Origin of the sequence: Corallococcus sp. AB045 (genome assembly GCF_003668895.1) — a bacterium.
Taxonomy (GTDB): Bacteria; Myxococcota; Myxococcia; order Myxococcales; family Myxococcaceae; genus Corallococcus; species Corallococcus coralloides.
This window is the reverse complement of the sequence record NZ_RAWN01000003.1, coordinates 41441-55229: the sequence shown is the minus strand read 5'-3', so window position 1 is coordinate 55229 and position 13789 is coordinate 41441. Positions and strand designations below refer to the sequence as shown.

General features: G+C 71.5%; 12 protein-coding genes. All 12 read right to left on the bottom strand.

Annotated features, from left to right (window positions below; all coding sequences use genetic code 11):
• Positions 1–486: a PH domain-containing protein gene (locus tag D7Y21_RS01215; protein WP_120567207.1), complete on the bottom strand. Its 486-nt coding sequence runs from the start codon at positions 484–486 to the stop codon at positions 1–3.
• 64 nt (positions 487–550) lie between these two features.
• A complete protein-coding gene (locus D7Y21_RS01210) occupies positions 551–1243 on the bottom strand; it encodes a VOC family protein (protein WP_121710699.1) in 693 nt (230 codons plus the stop codon).
• A 16-nt stretch (positions 1244–1259) separates the two neighbouring features.
• Complete coding sequence (locus tag D7Y21_RS01205; protein WP_121710697.1) at positions 1260–2639, bottom strand: multicopper oxidase family protein; 1380 nt, start codon at positions 2637–2639, stop codon at positions 1260–1262.
• Entirely contained in the window at positions 2617–4041 is a 1425-nt protein-coding gene (locus D7Y21_RS01200; RefSeq protein WP_233611897.1) for a TolC family protein, read from the bottom strand. Before D7Y21_RS01200 ends, D7Y21_RS01205 begins: the two co-directional genes overlap by 23 nt.
• 160 nt (positions 4042–4201) lie before the next feature.
• Positions 4202–4855: an isoprenylcysteine carboxylmethyltransferase family protein gene (locus tag D7Y21_RS01195; RefSeq protein WP_121710695.1), complete on the bottom strand. Its 654-nt coding sequence runs from the start codon at positions 4853–4855 to the stop codon at positions 4202–4204.
• 65 nt (positions 4856–4920) lie between these two features.
• Positions 4921–5466, bottom strand: a complete 546-nt coding sequence (locus D7Y21_RS01190; RefSeq protein ID WP_121710693.1) for an RNA polymerase sigma factor — start codon at positions 5464–5466, stop codon at positions 4921–4923.
• Positions 5463–8591, bottom strand: coding sequence for an efflux RND transporter permease subunit (locus D7Y21_RS01185; RefSeq protein WP_121710691.1), 3129 nt, complete (start codon positions 8589–8591; stop codon positions 5463–5465). Before D7Y21_RS01185 ends, D7Y21_RS01190 begins: the two co-directional genes overlap by 4 nt.
• On the bottom strand, positions 8581–9765 hold the full coding sequence (locus tag D7Y21_RS01180; protein ID WP_121710689.1) for an efflux RND transporter periplasmic adaptor subunit: 1185 nt from the start codon (positions 9763–9765) through the stop codon (positions 8581–8583). The genes D7Y21_RS01185 and D7Y21_RS01180 overlap by 11 nt, the downstream gene beginning before the upstream one ends.
• Complete coding sequence (locus D7Y21_RS01175; protein WP_233591971.1) at positions 9762–10991, bottom strand: TolC family protein; 1230 nt, start codon at positions 10989–10991, stop codon at positions 9762–9764. The genes D7Y21_RS01180 and D7Y21_RS01175 overlap by 4 nt, the downstream gene beginning before the upstream one ends.
• Before the next feature lie 104 nt (positions 10992–11095).
• Complete coding sequence (locus D7Y21_RS01170) at positions 11096–11413, bottom strand: hypothetical protein (protein ID WP_120567215.1); 318 nt, start codon at positions 11411–11413, stop codon at positions 11096–11098.
• Positions 11414–11489: 76 nt separating this feature from the next.
• Positions 11490–12356 (bottom strand): N-acetylmuramoyl-L-alanine amidase, encoded by an 867-nt coding sequence (locus D7Y21_RS01165; protein WP_121710686.1) that lies wholly within the window; start codon positions 12354–12356, stop codon positions 11490–11492.
• A 157-nt stretch (positions 12357–12513) separates the two neighbouring features.
• Complete coding sequence (locus D7Y21_RS01160; RefSeq protein ID WP_233611894.1) at positions 12514–13551, bottom strand: ornithine cyclodeaminase family protein; 1038 nt, start codon at positions 13549–13551, stop codon at positions 12514–12516.
• Positions 13552–13789: the final 238 nt, after the last annotated feature.

Genomic DNA, 13789 nt, shown 5'->3' with positions numbered 1-13789 from the left:
TCAGACAACATCATCGGCCTCGCGCCGCACCAACCGCTCGCGCAGGGCGTCCGCGGTCTCACGCGTCAGGCCGGGAATCTCTCCGTCCGCGCCACTGCCCGCGGCCGTGTAGATCTGCAGGCGCGCGAGTCCCAGCGACCGCTCGATGGGGCCCTGGTGCACGTCCACGTGCTGGATGCGCCCCGCCGGGATGGACACCACCTCATGCAAGAGCACGCCGTGGGAGATGACCAGATCGTGATCGCGCAGCGCCCAGCCCCAGCGCTCGTGCGCGCGCTGCGGATACCACGCCGTCAACACGCTCAATCCCAGCACCACCGCGCATGGCAGCAGGAACGGCCAGTGCTCGTTGCCCGCGACGTTCAACCCCAGCGCCACGGCGAACGCGATTCCACCGTAGATGCCCATGCGCAGGAGTGCCCGGATGCGGAACAACGTGAGCGCTCCGCGAGGAAGGCGTTCCAGCGTCGGCAGAGGGGCGGTCATGGGGGCCTCCGGGGGAGGCCCGAATCTACTCCATCAAGCCTGTAAAGCTGAACTGGGCTTCATGTTACGGCGCCTGACGCAGGCCGAACGCGGCCCGGTGCGGGTCCTCGCACGGGGCGACGCGTGTTCCATCGGGCATGACGTGCGTGCCGTTGGCCACGAGCCCTCCACCTTCGACGACCGCGGCGAGCGCCCGGTCCAGGTCGTCGACCGCGAAATAGAAGAGCCAGTGCGGATGGATGTGCGGGAGGCGCGCGGTGCCGCAGGCCGCTCCCACGCTGCGCGCGTCGTCCCGCCACGTGAACTGCTGATACGTCCCGACCTCGGGAGATAGCTGGATGGCTTCCGTGGGACGCCAGCCGAACAGGTCGCTGTAGTGGGCGAAAGCGCGGACGTGGTCGGCCGTGTGCAGCTCGTGCCACGCCAACTCGCGGTGCACCTCCCGCCCGGTCCGGCAGGTCAGGGCGATGACAGCACCCAGGGGATCCCGCAGCACGGTGGATGCGACCCCCTCCGTGGACCTCCGGGGCGGCCCGAGCCGCTCCGCTCCGAGCGCGACGAAGCGCTGCACGGAGGATTCCACGTCGGGGACGTCAATGTGTCCCAGCCAGTGACTCGGAGCACCGCGCGCAGCGGCGGCCGCGGGCAGGAGGGAGATCTCCTGCGCGACCTCCGTTCCCAGGACGCCCGCGTAGAAACGCCGCGCCTCGTTGGGGCTGGGGGACCGAAGCTCGTACCAACAGAAGCCGTTCGTCATGGGGCTCGTCGTAACGCTAACGAGCCTCCACGTCGATGCCGTCCCGGCGCAGCTCGTCCGCGTGGGCGAGCTGCGCCAGCGTCCCCGACGGCGGCGTGTACCAACCCGGATCGCCATCTCCCTCCAGCCGGTCGCGCACCTTGAGGATCGTGAACATGCCTCCCATGGTGATCTCGTCGTAGGGGCCCTTGCCGCCGACCATGGCGATGGAGTTCGCGGGCATGGGCATGTGGTGCATGCCCGCCATGTCTCCCATGCCCGTCTGTCCCATGGTCATGTAGCCGGGCAGCAGGGGCCGCACCTTCGCGTCCAGGCCCCCAGGCTTCACGCCGACCATGTTCGGCAGGCCGTGGCCCATCTGGTTCATCACGTGATGGGTCATGTGGCAGTGCATGGCCCAGTCCCCGGGTTCATCCGCCACGAACTCGATGGTGCGCGTGCTCCCCGTGGGCACCAGCACTGTCGTCTCCGGCAACTGAGCGCTCTCCGGGATGCGGCCTCCGTCCGTCTCCGTGATGCGGAACTGGAAGCCGTGCAGGTGGATGGGGTGGTGGTCCATCGCGCTCAGGTTGCCGAAGCGGATCCGCACCCGCTCGCCCTTGCGCACCACCAGCGGCTCCGTTCCCGGGAACGCCTTCGCGTTCATCGTCAGGATGTTGAAGTCCGTCATCTCGTTGGGGTCCGGACGCATCGTCCCCGGGTCGATGCGCCACTCGTGCAGCATGATGGCGAAGTCGCGGTCCACTCGCGGGCCCACCGGCTTGCGCGGGTGGATGATGAACAGGCCCACCATGCCCAGCGCCATCTGCGTCATCTCGTCGTGGTGCGAGTGATACATGCACGTGCCCGACTGACGCACCGTGAACTCGTAGCGGTACGTCTCTCCCGGCGCGATGGCCTTCTGGTTCAGCCCTCCCACGCCGTCCATGCCGCTGGGGAGGAGGACGCCATGCCAGTGCACCGTGGTGGACGCGGGCAGCCGGTTCGTGACGTAGAAGCGTACGCGGTCGCCCTCCACCACCTCGATGGTGGGCCCGTGCACGTGGCCGTTGTAGCCCCAGCACGTGGCCTTGAGGCCGGGCGCGAACTCGTGCTCCACCTCCTGGGCCACCAGGTGGAACACCTTCACGCCGCCCACGTTCTTCCACGGCAGCTTCGCGCCGTTGGGCACGACGACGGGACGGTAGCCGTGGCCCGCCGTGGACGCTTCGCGCGGAGCCTTCGCGCCGGGCACGCTGGATTGCGCCTGCGCGGCGCGGCCGTGCATCAGCAGGGCGCCCGTCGCCAGCGTCGCGCCCGTGCGCGCGAGCAGCCCGCGGCGCGTGAGCGAGGGAGATTCGGATTGCGTGTCCTCGGAGGGGCCCTGGGTTTCGTCAGTGGGATTCATGGTGCTCATGGGTGGGCTCGGGAGAAGGAGTGGGAGTGGGCGTGGGGGCGGGCGCGGCGACAGTGGGCAGACGTCCGCCCACGAGCCGCTCCAGGTCGGCCCGCGCCATCCAGTAGTCGCGGACCGTCTCCAGGTACGCCCTCCAGGCTTCCACCTGTTCGCGTCGCGCGAGGAGGAGGGCGGGAAGGCCGATCTGCATGGCGTTGTACTGGCGTTGAGACTCTTCGACGATGGTGGTGCGCAGCGGGAGCACGACCTTCTGGTAGCGCTCCGCCATGTTCCGCAGCGTCACCAGCTTCGCCCTCGCCGCGCGCACCTCCGAGCGGGCGTTGACGGCCAGCTCCGTCAGCCGGTTCTCGCCCTGGCGGTGCTGCGCCTCCAGCTTCGCGATGAGCGCCTGGCGTTGATCGAAGATGGGCAGCTCCAGCGACAGCGTGGGGCCCAGCAGGCGCGGCCCGTTCGCGTCGCGGTGGGTGTGCACACCCACCTCCACGCGGCCGAAGAAGCGCGTGCTGCGCGCCAGCTCCAGCGCGTTCCACAACAGCGACGTCTGCTTGCGGGCCGCGTCGATGTCCAGCCGCTGCTCGATGGCCAGCGTCTCCAGGCGCTCCAGCGAGGACTCGGCGGCGGGGACCTCCGGCAGCTTCTGCGCCAGCGTCCACTGGACCCTCGCGCCGTACAGGCCCATCAGGCGGGTGAGGTGTTCACGCGCTTCGACCAGCGCCAGCTCATCCTGGGCCAGCTCCAACCGCGCCTGCTCCAGCGAGGCCTGCTCGGTGGCCAGGGCCAGCACCGTGATGTTGCCCGCGGCGCGCTGCCGGTTGGACAGGTCCGCCGCCGCGTCCGAGGCCTGGAACACCTCACGGCGCAGCGCGACCAGCTGCTGCCGGGCCTGCACCTCCGTGAACGCCTGGCGGACCTCCGCCGTGGTGGCCAGCGCCTCGTGCGCGACGCGCAGCGTGTCCGCCTGGAACTGCTCCTTCGCCACACGCTTGCGCAGGGGCAGCGTGAAGAGGTCCACGAAGCTCTGGACGATGGAGAACTCGGTCTCGGTGATGCCGTCCGAGGACAGCGGGAAGCCGATGCTCCCGTCGAAGGACGGGTTGGTGAGCAGCCCGGCCTGCACCATGTCCGCCTGGGACACGCCCAGCTCCTCGTACGTCGCCTGGAGCGCGGGGTTGTTGAGCAGCGCCACCTCCACCGCGCGGTCCGACGTGAGGTCGCCGGCCAGCAGGGCATCCAGGTGTTGCCGCACCTGCGCGTCCTCTGGCGTCCCCTGGTTCCAACGCGTCTTCAAGCCCGTTCGCTCCTCCACGAGCGCCGCCACTTCCATGTGGCCGCGCTCCTTCTGGATGGACGCGCAGCCACCGAGCAGCAGAACCGCGAGGAGCCAGGGGGATTTCCAATGCACACGAGACCTCGAAGAAGGATGTGCCCGTACGGCAGCCAGGACACCGGCTCCTGTCGAGCAAGGGCCGGGCCACGGCGTCATGTATCGCAACCCCGCGGAATGACGGCGTCCGAAGGAACACGCTCGCATGGACGCTTCGTGCGAGGTGTGACCGCCAACGTCACACTGTGATGCGCGGCGCGGCGCCCAGGCCGGCCGCTTCCAGCCGCCCCACACCGGGGATGAAGCGGCCCACGCGCGCCGCGTAGCGCTGATAGGCGTCGCCGTGCAGGCGGAGCAGGTGGTCCTCCTCCAGCCGCACCTGGAGCGACACCAGCAGCACGTAGTCGAGCCAGCCCATCACGGTCCACGCGCTCGGGGTCGCGAGCGCCATGCCCGTCACCACGACGAGCATCCCGCTGAAGATGGGGTTGCGCACGACGCCGAAGAGGCCTCCCGTCACCAGCTCCGTCCGATCCGAGTCGATGCCGATGCGCCACGACGCACCCATCTCCACCTGGGCCCGCACGGTGAAGACGAACCCCACGGCCACCAGGGCCCAGCCGCTCCACCGGAGCGCGCCGGGGACGTGCCACACGCCCAACGCCTGCTCACCGAGGGCCAGGTGCGCCGCGCTCCAAAGCACGATGGCCCCCATGAACAGCGCCATGCCCACGCCGATGACCCGCTGGAGCGGCGGGCCGGAGCGGTGCAGCACCAGCGCCGGGCGGCCCGTGCGGCGGCGCAGGCGCACCGACGGCAACACCATGGCGAAGAGGAGGAAGGCGAGGGTGGCGGCGGGCAGGGCCGGCCGGGTGAAGGTGGCGACGTCCATGGGTGACCTCCAACTGCGTTCCCCCACGCTGACGCCCGGCCCCGCGCGCTCTTACAGCTGATTTTTCACGCGGGCGCGCAGTCGCAGTCCACGCAGCCCTGAGCGCAGCAATGGCCGCACAGCTCCACCAGCTGCTCGCCCAGGGCCTTCCGGGCGCGGTGCAGGCGCACGGCGGCGTTGTTGGCGGAGATGCCCGCCTCCTGCGCGTACGTGGCCACGGTGAGCCCCTCCAGGTCCACCCGGCGCACGGCCTCCGCGTACTCGGGCTTGAGCGTCCCCGCGAGCCCCGCCACGCAGCCGCACACCGTCGCCTCCAGGCCGTTGGCGTCCTCGGAGGACAGCGGCTGCTCGTGGGCCAGGGACTCCAGCGTGGAGACCTCCCGCTGGCCCCGCCGGTGGCGGTCCACCAGCGCGTTGCGCAGGAGCCGGTAGAACCAGGCCACCGCGCTCTGCTCCTCGCGCAGCGAGCCTCCCTGTTCCATGCCCTTCACGAACGCGGCCTGTAGCACCTCGCGCGCTGCTTCCTGGCTCCCCACGCGCGGCGTGAGGAACGCGAGGAACGCATGGTGATGGCGCAGCAGCGCGTCCATCGCTTCCGGTGACAGGCTCATGCCGGGACCTTTCGCGCGGCCCTGCGCGCCGCGAGTCGCTCCTGGAACCCGTGCACCAGCGCGTAGAACGTGGGCAGGGCCAGCAGCGTGAAGAGGGTGGACGTGACGAGCCCGCCCACCATCACCACCGCGAGCGGACGTTCAATCTCCGTCCCGTGCAGCGGCAACACCAGCAGCGGCAGCAACCCCAGGATCGCCGTGCCCGCGGTCATCAGCTTGGGCCGTACGCGGCCGAGGCTCGCCTCGCGCACGGCCTCCGCGAAGGGCTTGCCCCGGCCCATCAGGTCCTTCGTCTGCGCCACGAGCACCAGGCCGTTCTGCACCGCGATGCCGAACAGGCCGATGAGGCCCACCAGGCTGGACACGTTCCACGTCTCACCCGCGAGCAGCAGCGCGAGGATGCCGCCCACGAACGCGTCCGGCAGCGTCGCCAGGATGACCAGCGCCTCCGCAACGGAGTCCAGCGCGAGGTACAGCAGGACGAACACCGCGAGGAGTGCCAGGGCGATGGCCACGGTCAGCGCCTGCGCCGCGCGCTCCTGGCTCTCCACCTTGCCGCCCACGTCCACGAAGTAGCCCGTGGGCAGCTTCAGCTGCGTGGCCAGCACCTCCCGCACCTCCGCCGCCGTGCTGCCCAGGTCTCGGCCGGACACGCCCGCCTCCACCGCGATGCGCCGGCTGCCGGCCTCGCGGCGCACGCTCCCCGCGCCGGAGGTCTCCTCGATGGTGGCCAGCTGGCTCAGCGGGATGCGCGTGCCGTCGTGCCCGTCCACCAGCAGGTTGCGGATGGCGTTCACGTCACCCCGGCGGTGATCCGCCAGCCGGAGCACCAGGTCGTAGCGGCGCTGGCCCCGCAGGATCTGCGTGGACTCCTCACCCACGAGCCCCACGCGGACGGCCCGGATGACGTCCCCGGGCGTCAGTCCCACGCGGGCCACCGCCGCGCGGTTCACCGCGATGCGCAGCTGCGGCAGGCCGCTCAGCCGCTCCACCCGCAGGTCCTCCACGCCATCCACTTTCGACATCAACGCGCGCGTGCGCTCCGCGAGCTCCGAAAGCGTGTCCAGGTCCGGCCCGAAGACGCGCACGGAGAGGTCCGCGGGGCTGCCTCCCAGCCCCTCGTCGATGCGCATCCCCAGCGGCGTGGTGAAGAGCACCGACACGCCCGGCACCTTCTGCACCGCCTCGCGCATCCGCGACTCCAGCGCCTCGCGGTCCCCGAGCGTGTCCTTCTTGAGGACCACCAGCACGTCGGACAGGGTGTGGGGCATCGGGTCCTCGGTGCGCTCGGCGCGGCCGGTGCGGCGCACCACGTCCTCCACCTCCGGGAACTCGCGCAGCACGTCCTCCATGCGGTGGTTGAGGCGATCCACCTCCTCCAGTGACGCCTCCGGCGGCAGCACCGTCTGGAGCAGGAACGCGCCCTCGTCCAGCCGGGGCATGAAGTCGCTGCCCACCATGAAGGCCAGGCCCAGCGCGGGCACGGTGATGGCCAGCGCCACCACGCGCACCAGGCCCGCGTGGCGCATGCACTTGTCCAGGAGCGGCGCGTACGCGACCTTCACCTTGCGGATGAGCCACACGTCCTCCGGCGAGTCCTCGCGAGGCGCGCGCAAGAGCAGCCCTGACACCACCGGCACCAGCGTGAGCGCCAGCGCGAGCGACGCGGCCAGGCACGCCACCACCGCCGCCGCGAGCGGCTGGTACATGCGGCCCTCGATGCCCGTCATCGCGAAGAGCGGGATGAACACCGAGACGACGATGAGCGTGGCGAAGGCGATGGGGCGGCCCACCTCCATCGCCGCCGCCAGCGCCTCGTCGCGCACCGGGCGGCGCCCCTTGCCCTCGCGCAGGTCGTGGATGATGTTCTCCACGACGATGATGGCCGCGTCCACCAGCAGGCCCACCGCGATGGCCAGCCCTCCCAGCGTCATCGTGTTCAACCCGATGCCCGCCGCCTTGAGCAGCAGTCCCGCCAGCGCCAGCGACAAGGGCAGGGTGAGCGTGACGATGAGCGCCGCGCGCCAGTCCCCCAGCAGCAGGAAGAGCACGCCCACCACCAGGAACGCGCCCAGCAGGATGGCCCGGCCCACGCCTCCCAGCGCGGAGCCCACCAGCTCTGATTGGTCGTAGACGACGCGAAGCCGCACGCCCGGCGGCAGCGAGCGTCGCAGCTCGTCGATGGCCGCGCGCACGCCCTCGGCCACCCGCACGGTGTCCGCGCCGAACTGCTTGCTCACGCGGCAGCTCACCACCTCGCCCTCCAGCCGGTGCGCCATGCCCCGGCGCGGCGCGGGGGCCTCGCGCACGTCCGCCACGTCTCCCAGCAGCACGGGCGTCCCGTCCCGCAGCGCGACCACGGTGTTGTTCAGGTCCTCCACCGACTCCGCCCGGCCCACGGCGCGCACGGCCCACTCCATGGGGCCCTGCGTGACGAAGCCTCCGGACGCGTTGACGCTGGCGCCCTCCAGGCCGTGCTGCACCTCGTCCAGGGTGATGCCTCGCGCCACCAGTTGATCCGGATCCAGCAGCACCTGGAACTGGCGCAGGTAGCCGCCCAGCCGCTCCACACCCGCGACGCCGGGCACCGCGAGCAGCCGGTTCTTGATGTCGAACTCCGCCAGGTCGCGCAGCGCCATCAGGTCCGCGCTGCCGGGCTCCGCCTCCAACGTGAACTCGAAGACTTCATTGAGCCGGCCGGTGAGGCTGGACACGAGCGGCGTGTCGGTGCCGGGCGGCAGCTCGCCCGCCGCCTGCGCCACGCGCTCCGCCACGTACTGGCGGCTGCGGAAGTAGTCCGCGTCCGGTTCGAACTCCACCGTCACCTGCGTGACGCCCAGTTGCGAGGTGGAGCGGATGCGGCGCACCTCGGGCAGTCCCGCCAGCGCCACCTCCATGGGGATGGCCACCGCCGTCTCCAGCTCCTCGGCGCCCATGGCCGGGTTCTGCACGATGACGTTGAAGATGGGCGCGGACAGATCCGGGAACACGTCCTGGCGCAGGTTGCGGAGCGCCATCGTGCCGAAGGCCGCCAGCGCCAGGACGACGAGCACCGTCAGCCCGGGCCGTGAGAAGGAAGCGCGGAGGATGCGCCCCGGCAGCGTCGTGCGCGGATCAGTGCCCATGCTCGTCACCTCCGCCCTGGGACTTCTCCACCTCGGCCTTGAGCAGGAACGCGCCGTCCACCACCACCTCGTCGCCCACGGAAAGCCCCTTCAGGACCTCCACCTGCGTGCCCAGGCTGCGGCCCCGGCCCACCTCGCGCTGCTCGAAGACGCCGGCCTCCGGCGTGGGCAGGAACACCACCCAGCCGTTCTCCAGCCGCTGGAGCGCCGCCGCGGGCACGGCCGTGAGCGTGGCGCCTGGATCCCCCAGTGGGATGGACGCGGACGCGGACATGCCCGGCCGCAGGAGCCCCTTGCCGTTGTCCAGCTCCAGGCGCACGGGGATGGTGCGGCTGTGGGGATCCACCCGCTGCCCCACGTGACCCACCTTCGCGGTGAACTCCTGGCCCGGGAACGCGGCGAAGGTGACGCGCGCGTCCGCGCCGGGCATCAGGCGCACGGCGTCCCGTTCGAACGCGTGGACGATGAGCCACAGCGACGACAGGTCACCGACGCGGAAGAGCGGCTGCGAGGGATCCGCCATCTGCCCCAGCCGCGCGGTGCGCTCCACGACGGTGCCGTCGATGGGCGCCTTGAGCACGAAGCCGGACGTGCCGTCACCCCCGGCCGCGCCCAACGCCGTGAGCGCGGCCTTCGCGGCGGCGACCTCCGCCTCCGCGGCGGCGGCGTCCGCTTCAGCGGCCTGCACGTCCTTGCGCGCGACGATGCGCTCGTCGGCCAGCGTGCGCTTGCGGTCCGCGGCCTGCCGGGCGGCGGTGGCGCGGGCCTGGGTGGCCTGGAGGTTCGCGCGGGCGCGGCCCAGCTCCGGACTCTGGAGCTCCGCCAGCCGCTGGCCCTGCTTCACGGCCTGGCCCGTCGTCACGGCGACGGAGGCCACACGCGCGGAGACCGGCGAGGACACCTCCGCGTAGGCGTCCTCGCTGAAGGTCAGCTCGCCCAGCGCGGTGACGCTCTCACCACCCGGGCGGGCCTCCACCTTCGCGGTGGTGACGCGCAGGTCGCGGAGCATCTCCTGGGGGACGTGCACGTGGATGACGTCCCCGGACTCGACGTGCAGCTTCTCCTCGGCTGCGTCGCCGTGCCCGTCTTCGTGCGCGTCGCCGTGTTCCACCTTGGAGGACTTGCAGGCGGTGAGGCCCACGAGGACGGACAGCAGCATCAGGGTGGGCTTCATGGCAGGACTCCGGTTTCCACTTCGAGCTGTACCCGGGCGAGGGCCAATCGCAGCAGGCCCTCGAGCCACGCGGCCCGCGCCTCCAACGTGTCGCGACGGACGAGGAGGAAGGCCGCGAGGTCCATCTCCCCGGCGTCATAGGAGCGCTGCGCCAGCGCCTCGTTGTCGTCCAGGAGCGGCAGCACCTCCTCCAGGACCCCGAGTGCGCCAAGGCTCGCGCGGTAGCGGAATCTCGCGGCCTGGACCTGGGCGGGCACGACGGTGCGCGCGGCGGCGAGCTCCTGTTCGGCGCGGGCTGCATCCGCTTCGCCCACGAGGCGCGCTTCCTGGCCTCGGGCGAAGAGGGGCAGGGGCACGCTGAGTGTTCCCAGGAACACCGTCTCGTCCGCCTCCTTCTGGTAGCGCGCGCCCACCGTCACGTCCGGCAGCACCTGGCGCCGGCCCAGCGTCGCGGCGGCCTTCGCCTGGACCTGCTCCTGCGCCAGGGCCACCAGATCCGCGCGCGCTCCGGCGCCGTCCGGCACCTCGCGGACGGGCGCCCTCGCGAGCGACCGCAGATCATCGTCGTAGGTGACCATGGGCCTCGCGCGGGAGCCCACGCGCACCTCCAGCTCCTCCCGCAGCGCGTGGATTTCGCCGGCCGCGACCTGGAGCTCGGCGCGGGCCCGGGCGTGCGCCACCTTCGCCACGTTCACGTCCACGGCCGGAACGTCACCGGCCGCGTAGCGCCGCTCCGTGGCCTGGACGGTGCGCGCCGCCGCTTCCGCCGCGGCGTCCACCAGCTTCTTCCGCTCCCCGGCATGCAGGAGGCGCAGGTAGGCGGCGGCCACGTCCCCCAGCAGGAGCCGCTCCGCGTCGCGCAGGCGGGCCTCCTCCATGGACAGGCCCGCGCGCGCCGCCTCGCGCCGCAGGCCCTGCTTGCCGCCCAACTCCAAGGGCTGCGACAGGCCCAACGCGAGATCCAGGCCGTAGTCGCCATTGGGGAGCCGGCGCGGGCCCACCTGGACGTCGAGCTGGGGGTTCTCGCGCAAGAGCGGCGCGGCGCTCGCCAGGGGCCCCTGGGCGGCGCGCACGCGGGCCCGGGCCTCGACCAGCGCCGGGGCGTGCTCGCGCGCCAGGGCGAAGACGTCCTGGAGGGTGATGCGGGATGGGTCCGCGCCACCGGGGCGCGGCCAGAGCAGGACGGCGGCCAACCCGAGGGCGGCCGTCGCGGAACGGATGGACACGGAAGAAGACCTCTTCGGAAGGCGGCCGCGCGCACCCATGCACCCGGGCAGGAGGCCGGGCACACCGGTGGCGGGGCGCGTGCGAACGACGGCGGACGCGGGCCTTAAGCGAGAGGAACTATGGGGACGTGCAGGATGTCATCCGCTTCGGCGGAGGACGGCTCCAGGGCTTCGGGCGTGATGGGGGGCTCCCGGAACAGGGAGCCCATGAGGCCCGGCAACGGCACGGCGACGGCCAGGGGCCTCGAGTGCGTGCAGCAGGCGCAGTCCACGCAGGTGGGGGCGCACTGGCCCTGCGCGTCGTCATCCGCGCAGCCCGTGAGGCACGTCTCCGCCTGCTGCGCCGGCCCGAAGGCATGCGCGAGCCCGCCCCCGATGGGAGCGAGCAGCATCAGGCAGATGAAGAGCCAGAGTCGGAGCACTGGAGCGGTCTTCTAGCACGCTCCAGTGGAAGTGCACACGCCGTGAGGGCAGGGCGGGCGGCGTGAGGAGCGCTGCTCAGCCGCCAATGCCCTTGCGCAGCCGGGCCCAGTCGAAGTTGGCCGCCGGGTCGTCCTTGCGGCCCTTGGGCACGGCCACGTCCTTGTGACCGACGATGTTCTTAGCCGGCACGTCGTGCTCCTGCTTCAGGTAGCCCACGAGCTGCGTCAGCGCCTTGTACTGCGCGTCGGTGAAGGCCGTCTTGCCGCTGCCGTCGTTGACGATCTCGATGCCGATGGAGCGCGCGTTCACGTCCGTGGGCACGCCGTGCAGCTCCCCCTTGCCCGCGTGCCACGCGCGCTTGGTGTCGCCGACCAGCTGGTAGATCTTCCCATCGCGGTCCAGCATGTAGTGCGCGGACACCTTGCTGTCCTTGTTGCGCATCCACGACAGGTCCCCGGAGCCGTTGTTGGTGCCGGTGTGGTGCAGCACGATGGTGTCGATGTCCGCGCCGTTGCGCGAGTCGCTGTTGGGCGAGGGCGCGCTGATGACCGCGGGCTTGGTGAACTTCCCGGGCTCCGTGGGCGGAGGCGTCGTCGTCTTGAGCGCCTTCGTCAGCGCCGCCGCCGTCTGCGTCCCGTAGTAGCCGGTGGCGGAGATCTTGTTGTCCGCCTGGAACTTCTTCACCGCCGCTTCGGTCGCCGGCCCGAAGGAGCCGGTGCCCGTGTTCATCTGCGCCTGGGTCATGTAGCCCAGCTTCACCAGCCCCTGCTGCAGCTGCTTCACCTTCGCACCGGAGTCACCCTTGCCCAGGCCGGCCGGCGGCGCCGTGAGGGCCGTGGACGCGGCCGCCGCGCGCGCGGGAGCGGCGGTGCGGGGGGCCGTGGCGGCGGTGCTCGCGGGCGCGTTGGCGGTGGCGCGGGTGGTCGGGGCTCGGACGGTCATGGTGTACGATTCCAGGAATAGTGGATAGCTGCTGCTTTCGCGATTATCGGCGGCGTGTGCTGGAAGTTGTGTGCCGGGAGTGAAACGAAACCGCCCCGACGTCCGGCGTGGAGGCCGGGCATCGGGGCGGGGCTGTCCGCGTTTGTCCCCGGGCCTGTCAGCTGCCGGCGGCGCGGCGCGGCGACTCGGCGCGTCCGGCCACGTCCGGCCGCACCTGCGAGTACGGATCCAACGGGTCCCCACCCAGCGCCTCCAGCGCCACCAGGGTGCCCAGGCCCATGCGCCGCGCGTGGTCCAACAGCAGGCGCGTCACCACGTGGTCCTCCAGCGCGTGGCCGGTGGAGTCGAACACCGTGTTGCGCTCGCGCCAGCCCTCGAACTCCTCCGGCTGCTGCACCACCGTGGCCAGGTCCGGGCCAATCTGGTCCGGGTGGAGCTGCTGACACTCGCCCTCCAGGCGCGCCTGCGCGGGAAAGTCCGGCACGACGAGGCTGCGTCGCAAGAGCGCCAGTGGCAGCTCCGCCTTGCCCGGCTGGTCCGAGCCCACCGCGTTGACGTGCGCGTGCGGCTGGAGCGCGTGGCCGGAGATGACGGCCCCGGCGCCCGGAGCGACGGTGGTCGCGGTGCAGAGGATGTCCGAACGCGTCTCCAGGTCCGGCAGCAGCGTGGGCCGCACGTCCAACCCCAGGAACGCCACGCGCCGCACGAAGGAGCGCGCCGCGTCCGGATCGATGTCGTGCACCAGCACCTGCTCCAACCGGAACACGCGGCTGAGCGCATGCAACTGAGACACGGCCTGCGCGCCACAGCCCACCAGCCCCAGCACCCGGCTGTCCGGATGCGCCAGATAGCGGCTGGCCACCGCCGACGCCGCGCCGGTGCGCAGCGCCGTGGCGAACACGCCGTCCATCACCGCCACCAGGTGGCCCGTCTTCACGTCATGGACGCTGTGGGACGCGACCAGGGTGGGCAGCCCCGAGTCCCCCCGGTTGCTGGGGAGGGAGGCGGACACCCTCACGGTCAGGCTGTCCCCGCGCCGCAGGGCGGGCATCCAGCCCATCGTCCCGGAGGGCCGCGAGCCGCCCGTCACCTGGAAGCCCTCCCGCTTGGGGATCTGCAGGACGGATTCGTCCAGCTCCCGCAGCGCCACGGTGAGCGCCTGGATGAGCTCGTCCATCAGGACGTCCAGACCCACGCCTTCCACGAGCGCGCGCAAGTCAGTGGGACCGAGCAGGAGGGTGTGAAGAGCCGGGAGCGTCATGTGCGCGGAGTCTACGCCCCTGACAGGAATTGCAACGGGTCAGTTTTGATTACGAATTCCTGTCTTGCTGTGGCTTTTGAATACAGGTGCAGGGAACAAGGTGACGAAGAGGCCGTGTTGGAAGCGGGCGCTCGACATCCGTCGGACCCACGTGGCGCTGGCTTCGTGCTGG